Consider the following 15650-nt stretch of genomic DNA (forward strand, 5'->3'; position numbering starts at 1 on the left):
ACGACAGCCGAGGACGGACGGGGCGGATGAGCAGCAACGAAGACAGGCTTCTCGAGTATCTCAAGCGCGTCACCGGGGACCTCCGACAGGTCCGGGAGCGCCTGCGCGAGGTCGAGGAGAAGGACCAGGAACCCATCGCGATCGTCGGCATGGCGTGCCGGTATCCGGGCGGCGTGCGCTCGCCGGAGGACCTGTGGCAGCTGGTGGCCTCCGGTGGCGACGCGGTCGGGGAGTTCCCCGCCGACCGGGGCTGGGACGTGGAGGACATCTACGACCCGGACCCGGAGGCGTCGGGCAAGACGTACGCGCGGCACGGCGGATTCCTTTACGAGGCGGGGGAGTTCGACCCGGGGTTCTTCGGGATCAGTCCGCGTGAGGCCGTGGCGATGGATCCGCAGCAGCGGTTGCTGCTGGAGACCACGTGGGAGACGTTCGAGCGGGCCGGCATCGACGCGGAGTCGGTGCGTGGGAGCCGTACCGGTGTCTTCGTCGGCTCCGGCTACCAGGACTACGTCAACCTCCTGCTCGGGGTGGCCGGCGAGTCCGACGGCCACCTCGGGACCGGCAACTCGGCCAGCGTGATGTCCGGCCGCATCGCCTACACCTTCGGCCTGGAGGGCCCGGCCGTCACCGTCGACACCGCCTGTTCGTCGTCGCTGGTGGCGCTCCACTGGGCGATCCAGGCGCTGCGCAGCGGCGAGTGCTCGATGGCGCTGGCCGGCGGTGTGCAGGTCATGACCACGCCCACCGCGTTCGTGGAGTTCAGCCGCCAGCGCGGCCTTGCCCCGGACGGACGGTGCAAGCCGTTCGCCGCCGGGGCGGACGGTACGGGCTGGGCCGAGGGTGTCGGCATGCTGCTGGTGGAGCGGCTGTCCGACGCACGCCGCCACGGCCACCGGGTCCTCGCGGTCGTGCGGGGCAGCGCGGTGAACCAGGACGGCGCCTCCAACGGTCTGACGGCGCCGAACGGGCCCGCGCAGCAGCGGGTCATCCGCCAGGCCCTGGCCTCGGCCGGCCTGTCTCCCGCCCAGGTCGACGCGGTGGAGGCGCACGGTACGGGCACGACGCTGGGCGACCCGATCGAGGCGCAGGCGCTGCTGGCCACGTACGGCCGGGAGCGGCCCGAGGGACGGCCGTTGTGGCTGGGCTCGCTGAAGTCCAACATCGGTCACTCGCAGGCCGCTGCCGGTGTCGGCGGCATCATCAAGATGGTCATGGCGATGCGCCACGGCGTGCTGCCGCAGACCCTGCACGTCGACGAGCCGACGCCGCACGTCGACTGGACGGCCGGTGACGTCCGCCTGCTGACCGAGGCCGTCGCCTGGCCGGAGTCCGACCACCCGCGCAGGGCAGCCGTCTCGTCCTTCGGTGTCAGCGGCACCAACGCGCACACCATCATCGAACAGGCCCCGGCCCTCGGCGAGGAGCCCGCGGGATCCCCCGCCGCCGGCCCGCTGGCCTGGCTGCTCTCCGCCAAGAGCGACGCGGCGCTGCGGGCCCAGGCGGCCCGGCTGCTGTCCGTCGCCGACGGTGACGTATCGCCGGCGGATGTCGGATTGTCGCTGGCCACGACCCGGGCGGCCCTGCGTCACCGGGCCGCGGTGGTGGGGGAGAGCCGTGCGGAACTCCTCCACGGCCTCCGCGACTTGGCCGCCGGAACCCCGTCGCCCGGTGTGCTGCTCGGGCGCCCCGCCGGTGGAAAGACCGGGTTCCTCTTCTCCGGTCAGGGTTCGCAGCGCATCGGCATGGGGCGTGAGCTGTACGAGGCGTTCCCGGTCTTCGCGGAGGCGTACGACCAGGTGTGTGCGCATCTGGACGCGCCCGTCGACGTCGATACGGAAACGCTTCACCAGACCGGGTGCACCCAGCCCGCGCTGTTCGCCGTAGAGGTCGCGCTGTTCCGGCTCCTCGAATCCTGGGGAGTCCGGCCCGACTTCGTCGTGGGCCACTCCGTGGGCGAGATCGCGGCGGCACATGTGGCCGGCGCGCTGTCGCTGAAGGACGCGGCGAGGCTCGTGTCCGCCCGCGCCGCGCTGATGCAGGCGCTGCCCGCGGGCGGTGCGATGGTGGCGATCCAGGCCACCGAGGACGAGGTACTCCCGCACCTCACCGACGGGGTGGGCATCGCCGCGGTCAACGGCCCGCAGTCGGTGGTGATCTCCGGTGACGAGACGGCGGCCCTCAAGGTCGCCGCGGTCTTCACCGGGCAGGGGCGTAAGACCTCCCGTCTGAAGGTCAGCCACGCGTTCCACTCGCCGCTGATGGACCCGATGCTGGACGACTTCGCCGAGGTCGTCCGGGGCCTGTCCTTCAGCGCACCGCAGCTCCCGGTCATCTCCAACGTCACGGGCCGGCTCGTCGAGGCGTACACGGCCGAGTACTGGGTCCGCCACGTCCGCGAAGCGGTCCGTTTCGCCGACGGTGTCCAGACCCTGCACGACCTGGGCGTCACCACCTTCGTGGAGATCGGTCCCGGCGGCGTCCTGAGCGGGATGACCCAGGGCTGCCTGGACGACGGCGCGGTCACCGTCCCCGTCCTGCGCGCCGACCGCCCCGAGCGCCAGGCGCTCGTCACGGCCCTGGCACACCTGCACACCCACGGCGTCGCGGTGGACTGGAGCGTCTTCTACTCCGGTGCGCGGACGACCGACCTGCCGACGTACGCGTTCCAGCACGAGCGGTACTGGGTGGATACGCCGGAGGCCGCCGCTGCCGCAGCGGCGGATCCGGTGGACGCGGAGTTCTGGGAGACCGTGGAGCGCGAGGACCTGCAGGCCCTCGCCGAGACCCTGGACGTCGGTGCCGAGGACGCGCTCAGTGACGTCCTGCCGGCGCTGTCGTCGTGGCGGCGGCAGCGCAAGGAGCAGTCCGCCTCCGAATCCCGGCGATACCGCGAGTCGTGGAAGCGCCTGGGCGAGCTCGCTCCGGCCGCCCTCGGCGGCACCTGGCTGCTGGCCGTGTCCGAGGACCGGAACGAACAGAGCGTCGCGGTCCGCACCGCGCTCACCGCCCGCGGCGCAGACGTGCGGACCGTGGCCGTCGGCGCGGCGAGCGACCGCGACGGGCTGGCACGGGAACTGGCCGGGCTCGGACCGGTCGACGGCGTGCTGTCCCTGCTCCTCACCGACGACCCCGTACTGCCCACGCTGCTGCTCGTCCAGGCCCTGGGCGACGCGGGCGTCGACGCCCCGCTGTGGTGCCTCACCTCCGGCGCGGTGGCCGTCAGCGCCTCCGACGCCGTACGCAACGCACGGCACACCCAGGTCTGGGGCCTGGGCCGCACCGTCGCCCTGGAGCTGCCCCGGCGCTGGGGCGGCCTGATCGACCTGCCGGAGACCGTCGACGAGCAGGCCGCCGCACGCCTCGCCGGAGTGCTGGCACAGGCGCGGCCGGGCGGGTGGGACGAGGACCAGCTCGCGGTCCGCGCCTCCGGCGTCTTCGCCCGGCGGCTCGCCCACGCACCGGCCCGCCCCGCCACCCGCCGCTGGCAGCCCCGGGGCACCGTCCTGATCACCGGCGGTACGGGTGCGCTGGGCGGCCACGTCGCCCGCTGGCTGGCGCGCAACGGCGCCGAGCACCTCGTGCTCGCCGGCCGCCGGGGCCCGGACGCGCCGGGCGCCGCCGCACTGCGAGCCGAACTGGAGGCCCTCGGCGCCCGCGTCACGGTCGCCGCGTGCGACGTTGCCGACCGCGGCGCCGTCGCCGCCCTGCTTGCCGGGCACACCTTCACCGCCGTCGTGCACACCGCCGGAGTCGCCGACGCCGGCATGGTGGCCGACACGACCCCGGCCGCCTTCGCCGCCGCGCTCGCGGCGAAGGCCGGCGGCGCGGCGCACCTGGACGAGCTGCTGGGCGATCAGGAGCTCGACGCCTTCGTCCTCTTCTCCTCCATCTCCGGCGTCTGGGGCAGCGGCGGCCAGGCCGCCTACGCCGCCGGCAACGCCTTCCTGGACGGGCTCGCGCGGCAGCGCCGCGACCGGGGCCTCACCGCGACCGCCGTCTCCTGGGGCCCCTGGGCCGACGGAGGCATGGTCGAGGACGGGGACGACGAGGAGCGGCTGCGCCGCCGCGGGCTCCGCGCGATGACCCCCGACTCGGCGATCACCGCCCTGCAGCGCGCACTCGACCGCGACGAGACGCTGCTGACCGTGGCCGACGTGGACTGGTCGCGCTTCATCGTGCCGTTCACCCTCGGCCGCCCCAGCCCGCTCCTCGGCGACCTCCCCGAGGTGCGCGCCACGCTCGCGGAGGACGCGCCCGGGACGGGCCCCGCCTCCGGGGCGCTCGCCGGGAGCCTGGCCGGGCTGCCGCCCGAGGACCGGGAACGCGCCCTCGTGGACCTCGTGCGCACGCACGCCGCCACCGTCCTCGGCCACCGCGGAGCGGGCGCGGTCGAGGCCGACCGGCCCTTCCGCGACCTCGGCTTCGACTCCCTGACCGCGGTGGAACTCCGCAACCGGATCAACGAGGCGACCGGCCTGGCCCTGCCCACGACCCTGGTCTTCGACCACCCCACGGCCGCGGACCTCGCCGCCCACCTGCTCACCGAACTCACCGGCGGGGAGGGCCCGGAGGCCGACGCCTCGGCGGCCGCCGCCGTACTGGACGAGCCGATCGCCATCATCGGCATGGCCTGCCGCTACCCCGGCGGCGTGAGCTCGCCCGAGGACCTGTGGGAGCTGGTCGCCTCCGGCCGCGACGCGATCTCCCGCTTCCCCGGCAACCGCGGCTGGGACGTCGAGGCGCTCTACCACCCGGACCCCGACCACCCCGGCACCACGTACACCACCCAGGGCGGATTCCTGCACGACGCGGACGAGTTCGACCCCGCCGTCTTCGGGATCAGCCCGCGCGAGGCCGTCGCCATGGACCCGCAGCAGCGCCTGCTGCTGGAGACCACGTGGGAGGCCTTCGAACGCGCCGGGATCGCCCCGCACACCGTGCGCTCCACCGGCACCGGCGTGTTCGTCGGCTCCGGCTACCAGGACTACACCGCCCGCCCGCTCAAGGTGCCCGACGGCGTCGAGGGCTACATCCCCAGCGGCAACGCGGCCAGCGTGATCACCGGCCGCCTCTCCTACGCCTTCGGCCTGCAGGGGCCGTCGGTCACGGTCGACACCGCCTGCTCGTCCTCGCTGACCGCCCTCCACCTCGCCGTGCAGGCACTGCGCAACGGCGAGTGCTCGATGGCGCTGGCCGGCGGCGTGATGGTGATGGCCGGCCCGTCCGCGTTCACGATGTCGAGCAGGCAGCGCGCGCTGTCCGCCGACGGCCGCTGCAAGGCGTTCTCCTCGACCGCCGACGGCACCGGCTTCGCCGAGGGCGTCGGCCTGGTCCTGGTCGAGCGCCTGTCCGACGCGCGCCGCAACGGGCACGAGGTGCTGGCCGTCGTACGGGGCAGCGCGGTCAACCAGGACGGCGCCTCCAACGGCCTGACCGCCCCCAGCGGCAAGGCCCAGCAGCAGGTGATCCGGCAGGCCCTGGCCAACGCCCGGCTCGCCCCGGGCGAGGTGGACGCCGTGGAGGCCCACGGCACCGGCACCAAGCTCGGCGACCCCATCGAGGCACAGGCGCTGCTGGCCACGTACGGCAAGGAGCGCGAAACGCACCCGCTGTGGCTCGGCTCGCTGAAGTCCAACATCGGCCACTCCCAGGCGGCCGCGGGCGTCGGCGGCGTCATCAAGATGGTGATGGCCATCCGCAACGGCGTCCTGCCGCAGACCCTGCACGTCGAGGAGCCGACCCCGGACGTCGACTGGGCCAGTGGGAACGTACGCCTGCTGACCGAGCAGACCGCCTGGCCCGACCGGGGCAGGCCCCGGCGCGCGGCCGTCTCCTCGTTCGGCATGAGCGGCACCAACGTGCACACCATCATCGAGCAGGCCCCGGAGGCCGGGCCCGCCGCCGAGGACGAGCAGACCCGCGCAACCCCGGACGGCACCGCCACGGCCCAGGCCCTGGACGTGTTCCCGTGGGCGCTGTCCGCGAAGACCGCGCGGTCCCTGCGCGAGCAGGCCCGCCGGCTGCTGAACCACCTCGACCGCACCGAAGGGCTCTCCCTGCCCGGCGTGGGCCGCGCCCTCGTCACCACGCGGACACAGCTGGAGCAGCGGGCCGTGGTCGTCGGCCGCGACCGGCACGAACTGCGGGCCGGGCTCGCGGCGCTCGCCGAGGGCGAGCCCGCGGACACCGTGGTCCAGGGATCCACCACGGCCTCCGGCAAGGTCGTGCTCGTCTTCCCCGGCCACGGCTCGCAGTGGACCGGGATGGCCCGGGAACTCCTGGAGACCTCCCCGGTCTTCGCCGAGCGGGCGAAGGCCTGCGCCGAGGCCTTCGCCCCCTACCTCGACTGGCCGCTGCTCGACGTCCTGCGCGCCGAGCCGGGCGCCCCGGGCATGGCGGACGTGGAGGTCGCCCAGCCGGCGCTGTTCACGGTGATGGTGTCGCTGGCCGCCCTGTGGCGCTCCTACGGAGTGACGCCCGCCGCCGTCGTCGGCCACTCGCAGGGCGAGGTCGCCGCCGCGTACGTCGCGGGGGCGCTGACGCTGGACGACGCGGCCCGGATCGTGGCCCTGCGCAGCCGCACGCTTACCAAGCTCATCGGCAAGGGCGCGATGCTCGCCGTCGCGATGCCCGCCGACCGGGCCCGCGCGCGGCTGGAGAAGTACGGGGACCGGCTGTCGGTCGCCGCCGTCAACGGGCCCGCCGCCCTGACCGTCTCCGGGGAGCCCGGCGCGGTCGACGAACTGCTGGCGGAGCTCGAAGGCGAAGGCGTCCGCGTGCGCAAGGTCCGCGGAGCCACCGGCGCCGGCCACTCCGCCCAGGTCGAGAGCCTGCGCACGGAGCTCCTGGAGCTGCTGGCCCCGGTCGCGCCGCGCACGGCGGACATCCCCTTCCACTCCACGGTGACCGGCGCGGTGCTGGACACCGCCACCCTGGACGCCGAGTACTGGTACCGCAACGCCCGCCGCACGGTGGAGTTCGAGCAGACCGTGCGGACGCTGCTGGAGGACGGGCACGGGGTGTTCGTCGAGTGCAGCCCGCACCCGCTGCTGGCCGGTGCCGTGCAGGAGATCGCGGAGGAGGCCGGTGCCGACGCCGTGACCGGCGCGTCGCTGCGCCGGGACCAGGGCGGCATGGACCGCTTCCTGCGCTCCGTCTCCGAACTGCACGTCAACGGCGTGCACGTGGACTGGACGGTCCCCTTCGCGGGGCATCCCGAAGCGCGCGTGGACCTGCCGACGTACGCGTTCCAGCGGCAGCGGTACTGGCTGGAGGGCGCCGACCCGGCACCCGCGGGCGCCGATCCGGTCGAGGCCCGGTTCTGGGAACTGGTCGAGAACACGGACCTGCCCGGGCTCGCCGGTGAGCTCGGGGCGGACGACGCCGCCCTCATCGGCCCGGCGCTGCCGGTCCTGTCCGCCTGGCGCCGCCGCAGCCGCGAGAAGTCCACCGTGGACGGCTGGCGCTACCGCGTCACCTTCCGCCAGCTCACCGACACCCCGGCGGCCCCGGACCTGGACGGCCTGTGGCTCGCCGTCCTCCCCGCCGGACTGGCCGACGAGGAGTGGGCGCCCTGCGTCGTCGGAGTGCTCGGCGCCCACGGCGCCAAGGTGCGGGTCGTCGAACTCCCCGTCGACTGCGACCGCGCGGACGCCGCGAACCGGCTCGCCGAGGAGCTCGGCACCGAACAGCCCGCCGGAGTCCTCTCGATGCTCGGCCTCGCACCCGGCCGGCACCCGGCCCACCCGACGCTGTCCGCGAACCTCGCCGCGACCGTGACCCTGCTGCAGGCGCTGGGCGACCTGGACGTCCAGGCACCCCTGTGGTGCGCGACCCGCGGCGCCGTGTCCACCGGCGCCTCCGATCCGCTGCGCGACCCCGACCAGGCACAGCTGTGGGGCCTGGGCATCGTCGCCGCGCTGGAACTGCCCCGGCGCTGGGGCGGCCTGGTCGACCTGCCCGAGGCGCTGGACGAGCACGCACTGCGCCGCCTGGCCGGAGTGCTGGCCCAGCACGAGGAGGACCAGCTCGCCGTACGCGCCGACGGCGTCTTCGGCCGGCGCATGGTCCGTGCGCGGCCCGCCGACGCGGAACCCGCCACGCCGTGGCGGCCCCGCGGCACCGTCCTGGTCACCGGCGGAACCGGCGGCGTGGGCCGCAACCTCGCCCGCTGGCTCGCCGGTGCGGGAGCCCAGCACCTGGTCCTGACCAGCAGGAGCGGGCCCGACGCCCCCGGCGCGCAGGAACTGCACGCGGAGCTGACCGCACTGGGCGCCGAAGTCACCATCGCCGCCTGCGACATCGCCGACCGCGACGCGGTCGCGCGGCTGCTCGCCGGGATCGAGTCCCGGCACCCGCTCACCGCGGTGCTGCACGCCGCCGGCACGGCACGGTCGTCCATGCTGACCCACGCCGGCCTCGACGAGTTCGCCGAGGCCGCGGCCTCCAAGGTCACCGGCGCCGTCCACCTGGACGAGCTGCTCGACGGCCGCGAGCTGGACGCCTTCGTCCTCTTCGCCTCCGGCGCCGGCGTCTGGGGCAGCGGCGGACAGGCCTCCTACGCCTCCGCCAACGCCTTCCTCGACGCCCTGGCACTGCGGCGGCGGGCCCGCGGCCTGACCGCGACCTCGCTCGCCTGGGGCGGCTGGGCAGGCGGCGGCATGGTCGACGACGCGGTCCAGGAGCGCGGCGAGAAGCGGGGCCTGGGCTTCATGGCCCCCGAGCTGGCCATCTCCGCACTGCACCAGGCGGTCGAGCACGACGAGGCGGCCCTGACCGTCGCCCCCGTCGACTGGGAGAAGTTCCTGCCCGCCTTCACCGTGGGACGGCCCAGCCCGCTGCTGGCCGACCTGCCGGACGTACAGCGGCTCCTGGAGGCCGAGCAGGCCGCCGGCGAGGAGACCGGCGCCGAAGCGGGCCTGGCGGCCGGACTCGCCGGACTCGCCCCGGCCGAGCAGGAGGAGCGGCTGCTGGAGCACATCCGCTCCCAGAGCGCCGTCGTCCTCGGCCACGCGTCGGCCGAGGACGTGCCGCCCACCGCACAGTTCCTGGAGCTGGGCTTCGACTCGCTCACCGCGATCGACCTGCGACGGCGCCTGTCGGCGGCGACCGGTCTCAAGCTGCCCGCAGGACTGGCCTTCGACCACCCCACGCCCGCCAGGCTCGCCAAGCACCTGCTGACGAAGCTCGGCGGCGCGGGCCGCGGCGCCGCGGAGGAGGAGCGGCCGGCCGACATGCTGGTGCAGCTCTACCAGCACGCGAGCGAGAACGGGACGGCCGCCGAGGCCATGGGGATGCTGATGGAGGCGGCCCGCTTCCGGCGCTCCTTCGAGCGGCCCGAGGAACTGGACCGTCCGCCCGCCCCGGTGCGGTTCTCGCAGGGCGACCGGCCCCTCGCGCTGATGTGCTTCTCGCCCTACGTCGTACCGGCCGGGGCGCACCAGTACGCGCGGTTCGCCGCACCCTTCCGCGACCGGATGGACATGTGGGCCCTGACCCACCCCGGCTACGAGAAGGGCGAGCCGGTCCCGTCCGACGTGGACGCCGTGCTCCGCCTGCACGCGCGGACCGTGCTGGAATGCGCCGGCGGCAAGCCCGTCGTCCTGCTCGGCTACTCCTCGGGCGGCTGGATCGCCCACGGCGTGGCGGCCCGCCTGGAGGCCATGGGAGAGAAGCCCGCGGCCGTGGTGATGGTCGACAGCTTCAGCCGCGAGATCCCCTTCGACCGCCAGGTGCTCAACGCCATGGCCCAAGCGCAGTCGCAGCGCCTGGACTTCATGAGGTCCGGCGGCGAACAGCTCACCGCGATGGGCCGCTACATGCACCTGTTCGACGACTGGGCCGCGCCGGAGATCGCCGCGCCGACCCTGCTCGTGCGGGCGAGTGAGCCCATGCCGGCGGCGGCCGGCGCGACGGACGGCGACGGACGCGCGGCACCCCCCGAGCACGTCGGCACGACCGTCGAAGTGGCCGGGAACCACTACTCGATGATGGAGGACCACGCCGGCACCACCGCGGCGGCGGTGGAGTCCTGGCTGGCGGACATCGTCACGGATCCGTCCGGCCCCGCCGTCCCTCCGGACGCAACGACCTGATGCCCGGCCCGCGACCACCGCGAGCCCCCAGGACCAGACAGAGCAGATGTGGGAGACAGACATGACGAAGGCGCTCTACGAGATCGGCGAGACCCCGCCGCTCGGTGAGGTCCCGCCGCAGATGTACGCCTCGGTGATCCGGCAGAGCCGCTTCGGGGAGCCCAAGCAGGCGTTCCGCACCGAGGTCGTCGACACCCCCGCCGTGGGCCGGGGCCAGGTGCTGGTCTACGTGATGGCCGCCGGCATCAACTACAACAACGTGTGGTCCTCGCTGGGCACGCCCGTCGACGTCATCGGGATGCGTCAGCGCCAGGGCCAGCCCGAGGACTTCCACATCGGCGGCTCGGAGGCCTCCGGCGTGGTGTGGGCCGTCGGCGAAGGCGTCCGCAACGTCAAGGTCGGCGACCAGGTGCTGGTCACCAGCGGCCAGTGGGACGAGACCGCCGAGGACATCCGGCTGGGCACGGACCCCCTGGTCTCGGAGAGCATCAAGGCCTGGGGATACGAGACCAACTACGGCTCCTTCGCACAGTTCTGCCGCGTCGACGAGTACCAGTGCCACCCCAAGCCCGCCCACCTGTCGTGGGAGAAGTCGGCGGCCTTCCTGCTCACCGGGCCCACCGCCTACCGGCAGCTCCTGGGCTGGCAGGGCAACACGGTCCGCCCCGGCGACCCCGTCCTCATCTGGGGCGGGGCGGGCGGCCTCGGTTCGATGGCCATCCAGATCGTCAGGCTCGCCGGTGGCATCCCGATCGCCGTGGTCTCCGACGAGGACCGCGCCGCGTACTGCCGCAACCTCGGGGCGGAGGGCACCATCAACCGCCGCGACTTCGACCACTGGGGCCGGCTGCCCGACGTCGGGGACGCCGAGGCGTCGGCGCGGTTCCTGCGCGGCGCCCGCGGGATCGGCAAGAAGATCTGGGAGATCCTCGGCGAGCGCAAGTCCCCGCGGATCGTGCTGGAGCACAGCGGCCAGGACACCCTGCCGACCTCGATGTACCTGTGCGACAACGCCGGCATGGTGGTGATCTGCGGCGGCACCTCCGGCTACAACGGCGACGTCGACCTGCGCCACCTGTGGATGCGCTCCAAGCGCCTCCAGGGCTCGCACTACGCCGGCACCCGCGAGTGCCGCGAGGTCATCAGCCTCGTCGGCGCCGGCATGCTCGACCCCTGCCTGTCCGCCTGCGAGGGCTTCGAGGACATCGGGCGCATGCACCAGATGATGCACGACAACGTGCACCCCTCCGGGAACATGGCCGTCCTCGTGAACGCGCCCCGGCGCGGTGAGACGACGCTCGAACTCCCCGCCGCCTGACCGTTCCCGCCGTACGAACCCTCCCCCTCCCACCAGCAAGTCCCAAGGAGAGTCATGTCCCAGCCCACCGCCGGCGCGCCCGCCGTCCCCAAGGCCCGCAGCTGCCCGTTCCTGCCGCCGGACGGCCTCGCCGACATCCGGGCGGCCGCCCCGGTGACCCGGGCGACCTTCACCAGCGGCCGGGAGGCGTGGCTGGTGACCGGCTACGAGCAGGTACGCGCCCTGCTCCGCGATCCCTCGTTCAGCGTCCAGGTGCCCCACGCGCTGCACACCCAGGACGGCGTCGTCACCCAGAAGCCCGGCCGCGGCAGCCTGCTGTGGCAGGACGAGCCCGAGCACACCGCCGACCGCAAGCTGCTCGCCAAGGAGTTCACCGTCCGGCGCATGCAGGCGCTCCGGCCGAACATCCAGCGCATCGTCGACGAGCACCTCGACGCCATCGAGGCGCAGGGCGGCCCGGTCGACCTGGTGAAGACCTTCGCCAACCCGGTGCCGTCCATGGTGATCTCCGACCTGTTCGGCGTCCCGGTCGAGCGGCGGGCGGAGTTCCAGGAGATCGCCGAGGCGATGATGCGCGTCGACCAGGACGTCGCCGCCACCGAGGCCGCCGGCATGCGCCTGGGCGGGCTGCTCTACCAGCTCGTCCAGGAACGCCGCGCCAACCCCGGTGACGACCTGATCTCGGCGCTGATCACCACCGAGGACACCGACGGCGTCGTCGACGACATGTTCCTCATGAACGCGGCCGGCACCCTGCTGATCGCGGCCCACGACACCACCGCCTGCATGATCGGTCTCGGCGCGGCGCTGCTGCTGGACCGGCCCGACCAGCTGGCCCTGCTCCGCGAGGACCCGTCGCTGGTCGGCAACGCGGTCGAGGAGCTGCTGCGCTACCTCACCATCGGCCAGTTCGGCGGTGAGCGCGTCGCCACCGAGGACGTGGAGCTCGGCGGCGTGCACATCGCCAAGGGCGAGCAGGTCGTCGCGCACGTCCTGGCCGCCGACTTCGACCCCGCCTTCGTGGAGGAGCCGGAGCGCTTCGACATCACCCGCCGCCCCGCGCCGCACCTGGCGTTCGGCTTCGGCGCCCACCAGTGCATAGGCCAGCAGCTCGCCCGCATCGAGCTCCAGATCGTCTTCGAGACCCTGTTCCGGCGCTTCCCGACCCTGCGCCTGGCCAAGCCCGTCGAGGAGCTCCGCTTCCGCAACGACATGGTCTTCTACGGCGTGCACGAGCTCCCCGTCACCTGGTGACCCCCGCGCCCCGGTGAAGCCCCCCCACATGGTGAGCAGCGCCCGCGGCCCGCGGGCGCTGCTCACCTTCCGGCGCCGGGTCGTGCCGGGTCCCGCCGGGCGGGCCGGGAGGCCGCGAAGACTAGGGGTTGCCCTACTGCCGGGCGCATAGCCTGGCGAACACTGAGATTCCGACGAGGTGGCGGTCCGGTGCGGCTCTTTCGGTAATTGCCCGAGCCGGGGTCCGGGACTGAACGAGCAGGTGTTGATCGAACCGCGAAAGGCCCTGCTGACGGATTGAATTTACTCGTCAGTATCCATGAATGACGGCTCCGCTGATCGTTTGAAAGGCACGACATGACCGAGACCGATATCCGCTCCACCGGGTCACCGGACCTCTCCTTCCCCCAGGACCGGACCTGCCCGTATCAGCCGCCGAAGTCCTACGCGGACGGGCGGGGGCAGGGCCCGCTGTCGCGGGTGGAGCTGTTCGACGGCCGCCCGGCGTGGATGGTGACGGGGCATGCCGAAGGGCGTGCGCTGCTCGCCGACCCCCGGCTGTCCTCCGACTGGGGCCACCCGGTCTTCCCCGTCGTCGTGCAGCGCACGGAGGACCGCGGCGGCCTCGCGTTCCCGCTGATCGGCGTCGACGACCCCGAGCACGCCCGGCAGCGGCGCATGCTGATACCCAGCTTCGGCGTCAAGCGCATGGCCGCCATGCGCCCCCTGATCCAGGACCTCGTCGACCGGCTGCTGGACGACATGCTGGAGAAGGGGCCGACCGCGGACCTGGTGTCGGCCTTCGCCCTGCCCGTGCCCTCCATGGCGATCTGTGAGCTGCTCGGCGTCCCGTACGGCGACCACGACTTCTTCGAGGAGCGTTCGCGCGACTTCGTGGGCGCCGCGACCTCGGCGGAGGCCGACGCGGCCTTCGCCGCGCTGTACGGCTACCTGCACGGCCTGGTCGCGAAGAAGCAGGCCGATCCCGGCGACGGCCTGCTGGACGAGCTGATTGCACGTCAGCTCGAAGAAGGCGCACTGGACCACAACGAGGTGGTCATGATCGCGCTGGTCCTGCTGGTGGCCGGCCACGAGACCACCGTCAACGCGATCGCCCTCGGCGCCCTCACCCTCCTCGAACACCCCGAGCAGCTCGAAGCGCTGCGCAACGATCCCGCCCTGATCTCCGGAACGGTCGAGGAATTGCTGCGGTTCACCTCCGTCTCGGACTACATGGTCCGGATGGCCAAGGAGGACATCGAGGTCGGCGGCGAGACCATCAAGGCCGGGGACGCCGTGGTCGTCTCCATCTCGCTGATGAACCGCGACGCCAAGGCGTACGAGGACCCCGACACCTTCGACGTCCGGCGGAACGCGCGGCACCACGTCGGCTTCGGCCACGGCATCCACCAGTGCCTCGGGCAGAACCTCGCGCGTGCCGAGGTCGAAATCGCCCTGGGCACGCTCGTCACCCGCATCCCGGGCCTGCGGCTGGCCGTACCCGTCGACGAGGTGCCCATCAAGGCGGGCCACGACGCCCAGGGCCCGGTCGAGCTCCCCGTGACCTGGTGAGGGCCGGGGCCATGCGCATCACCATCGACCGCGACCGGTGCATCGGCTCGGGCCAGTGCGTCATGACCGCGCCCGGCGTCTTCACCCAGGACGACGATGCGGTGGTCGCCCTGCTCCCGGGCCAGGAGGACGGCGCGGGCGACCCGCGCGTGCACGACGTCCCGATGGCCTGTCCGGTCCAGGCGGTCACGATCTCCGGCGAATGAGTCGCGGGAACCGCAAGCCGTGGGGGCCGCGACCGTGTGAACGGTCGCGGCCCCCACGTGCGTGGCCGGGCCGGGCCGGCCCGCGGTTCCCGTGCCCGGAGAAAAGACCGACGACTTTTTACCGGCGTGTCATCGCCTGGTAATAGTTCGCGTATGGGGGAGTGAAACAGAGCCTCAAGCATGGCGCGAAGGCGGGGGCGTTGGCGCGACTTCGACCGTACCGAACCCCGTAGTGCCGGCGGGCCGGGTACCGAACCATTGCCGCGGAGCCGCAGCTTTAAGCCTGCCCCGCCGGGCGATCGTTGACCACGGGTCTCGCCGCTAACTAGCCTCGAATTAATTCCACTCTCCATGAAGTTTTCTGAAGGGGAACCCTTCCTTGTCGAATGCAGCCCCTACCGCCATTGACCCGGCCCGTCCCGTGGCTCACGACATGCCGTTCGGCAGCCGGGGACGGTACGCGGACGCGCATCAGCAGCAGCCCGACCAGCCGGGCCTGTGCATGGCGAGCCTCGATAGGGCCCTGACCATCCAGCAGGCGAACCAGGAGTTCTTCCGGCAGTTCAACGGCTCGTCCGAGGAGATATGCGGCCGCAGTTTCCGCGACGTGGTGCATCCGAGCGTGCGGCAGCCGCTGATGCGCCAGTTCTCCCACCTCCTCGAAGGCAAGCACCAGCGCTTCGTCACCCCCGTCATCGCCGTGGGCCCCGGTGAGGAAACGCCCTTCACCGTTCCCCTCACCGCGGTCGCGGTGCGCGGCGGCCTGCCCGGCACGACCGCGATCCTGGTCATGATGCCCACGACCCGGGAGCCCGAAGGGGCGCGCGTGGTCACCAACCGGAAGAAGATCCTCTCCGAGATGGACGCCCGCATCCTCGAGGGCATCGCCGCCGGCGTCTCCACCGTCCCCCTGGCCGCGCGCCTCTACCTGAGCCGGCAGGGCGTCGAGTACCACGTGACCTGCCTGCTGCGGAAGCTGAAGGTGCCCAACCGCGCCGCCCTGGTCTCCCGCGCCTACTCCATGGGCGTGCTCAAGGTCGGGACGTGGCCGCCCGAGGTCGTGGAGGACTTCGTGAAGTGAACGGACACGCCTCCTCGCCTCCGCTCCTCCGACCAGCGTCAATTCAGCCACAATGTCTGACTTCTGACTCAAAGATGAGTGGAATCGTGCCGTACGGTTTCTTACTGTCGTGTCGAGTGGATCATGTAACCCGGCTCCCCCCG

Annotated in this window: 5 protein-coding genes and 1 pseudogene; all 6 read left to right on the forward strand. The window is 73.0% G+C overall.

The genetic code is table 11. The annotated features are described in order from the left end of the window. Positions 1–35: 35 nt before the first annotated feature. A pseudogene (locus tag ACFPP6_RS02575) lies at positions 36–10097 on the forward strand (type I polyketide synthase); the annotation flags it as partial. A 61-nt stretch (positions 10098–10158) separates the two neighbouring features. Next, positions 10159–11415 (forward strand): crotonyl-CoA carboxylase/reductase, encoded by a 1257-nt coding sequence (gene ccrA, locus ACFPP6_RS02580; protein ID WP_382036603.1) that lies wholly within the window; start codon positions 10159–10161, stop codon positions 11413–11415. 54 nt (positions 11416–11469) lie between these two features. Continuing rightward, positions 11470–12669: a cytochrome P450 gene (locus ACFPP6_RS02585; RefSeq protein ID WP_382036606.1), complete on the forward strand. Its 1200-nt coding sequence runs from the start codon at positions 11470–11472 to the stop codon at positions 12667–12669. Between the two features lie 336 nt (positions 12670–13005). Next, the gene (locus tag ACFPP6_RS02590; RefSeq protein WP_382036608.1) at positions 13006–14220 is read left to right on the forward strand and encodes a cytochrome P450; all 1215 of its coding nucleotides are present in this window, start codon (positions 13006–13008) and stop codon (positions 14218–14220) included. 11 nt (positions 14221–14231) lie between these two features. Beyond that, positions 14232–14426: a ferredoxin gene (locus ACFPP6_RS02595; protein ID WP_382036611.1), complete on the forward strand. Its 195-nt coding sequence runs from the start codon at positions 14232–14234 to the stop codon at positions 14424–14426. 433 nt (positions 14427–14859) lie between these two features. Next, the gene (locus tag ACFPP6_RS02600; RefSeq protein ID WP_382036614.1) at positions 14860–15507 is read left to right on the forward strand and encodes a helix-turn-helix transcriptional regulator; all 648 of its coding nucleotides are present in this window, start codon (positions 14860–14862) and stop codon (positions 15505–15507) included. The last annotated feature ends 143 nt before the right edge of the window (positions 15508–15650 follow it).

This window comes from Streptomyces aureoversilis, assembly GCF_042657885.1.
In the GTDB taxonomy this organism is placed as follows: domain Bacteria; phylum Actinomycetota; class Actinomycetes; order Streptomycetales; family Streptomycetaceae; genus Streptomyces; species Streptomyces aureoversilis.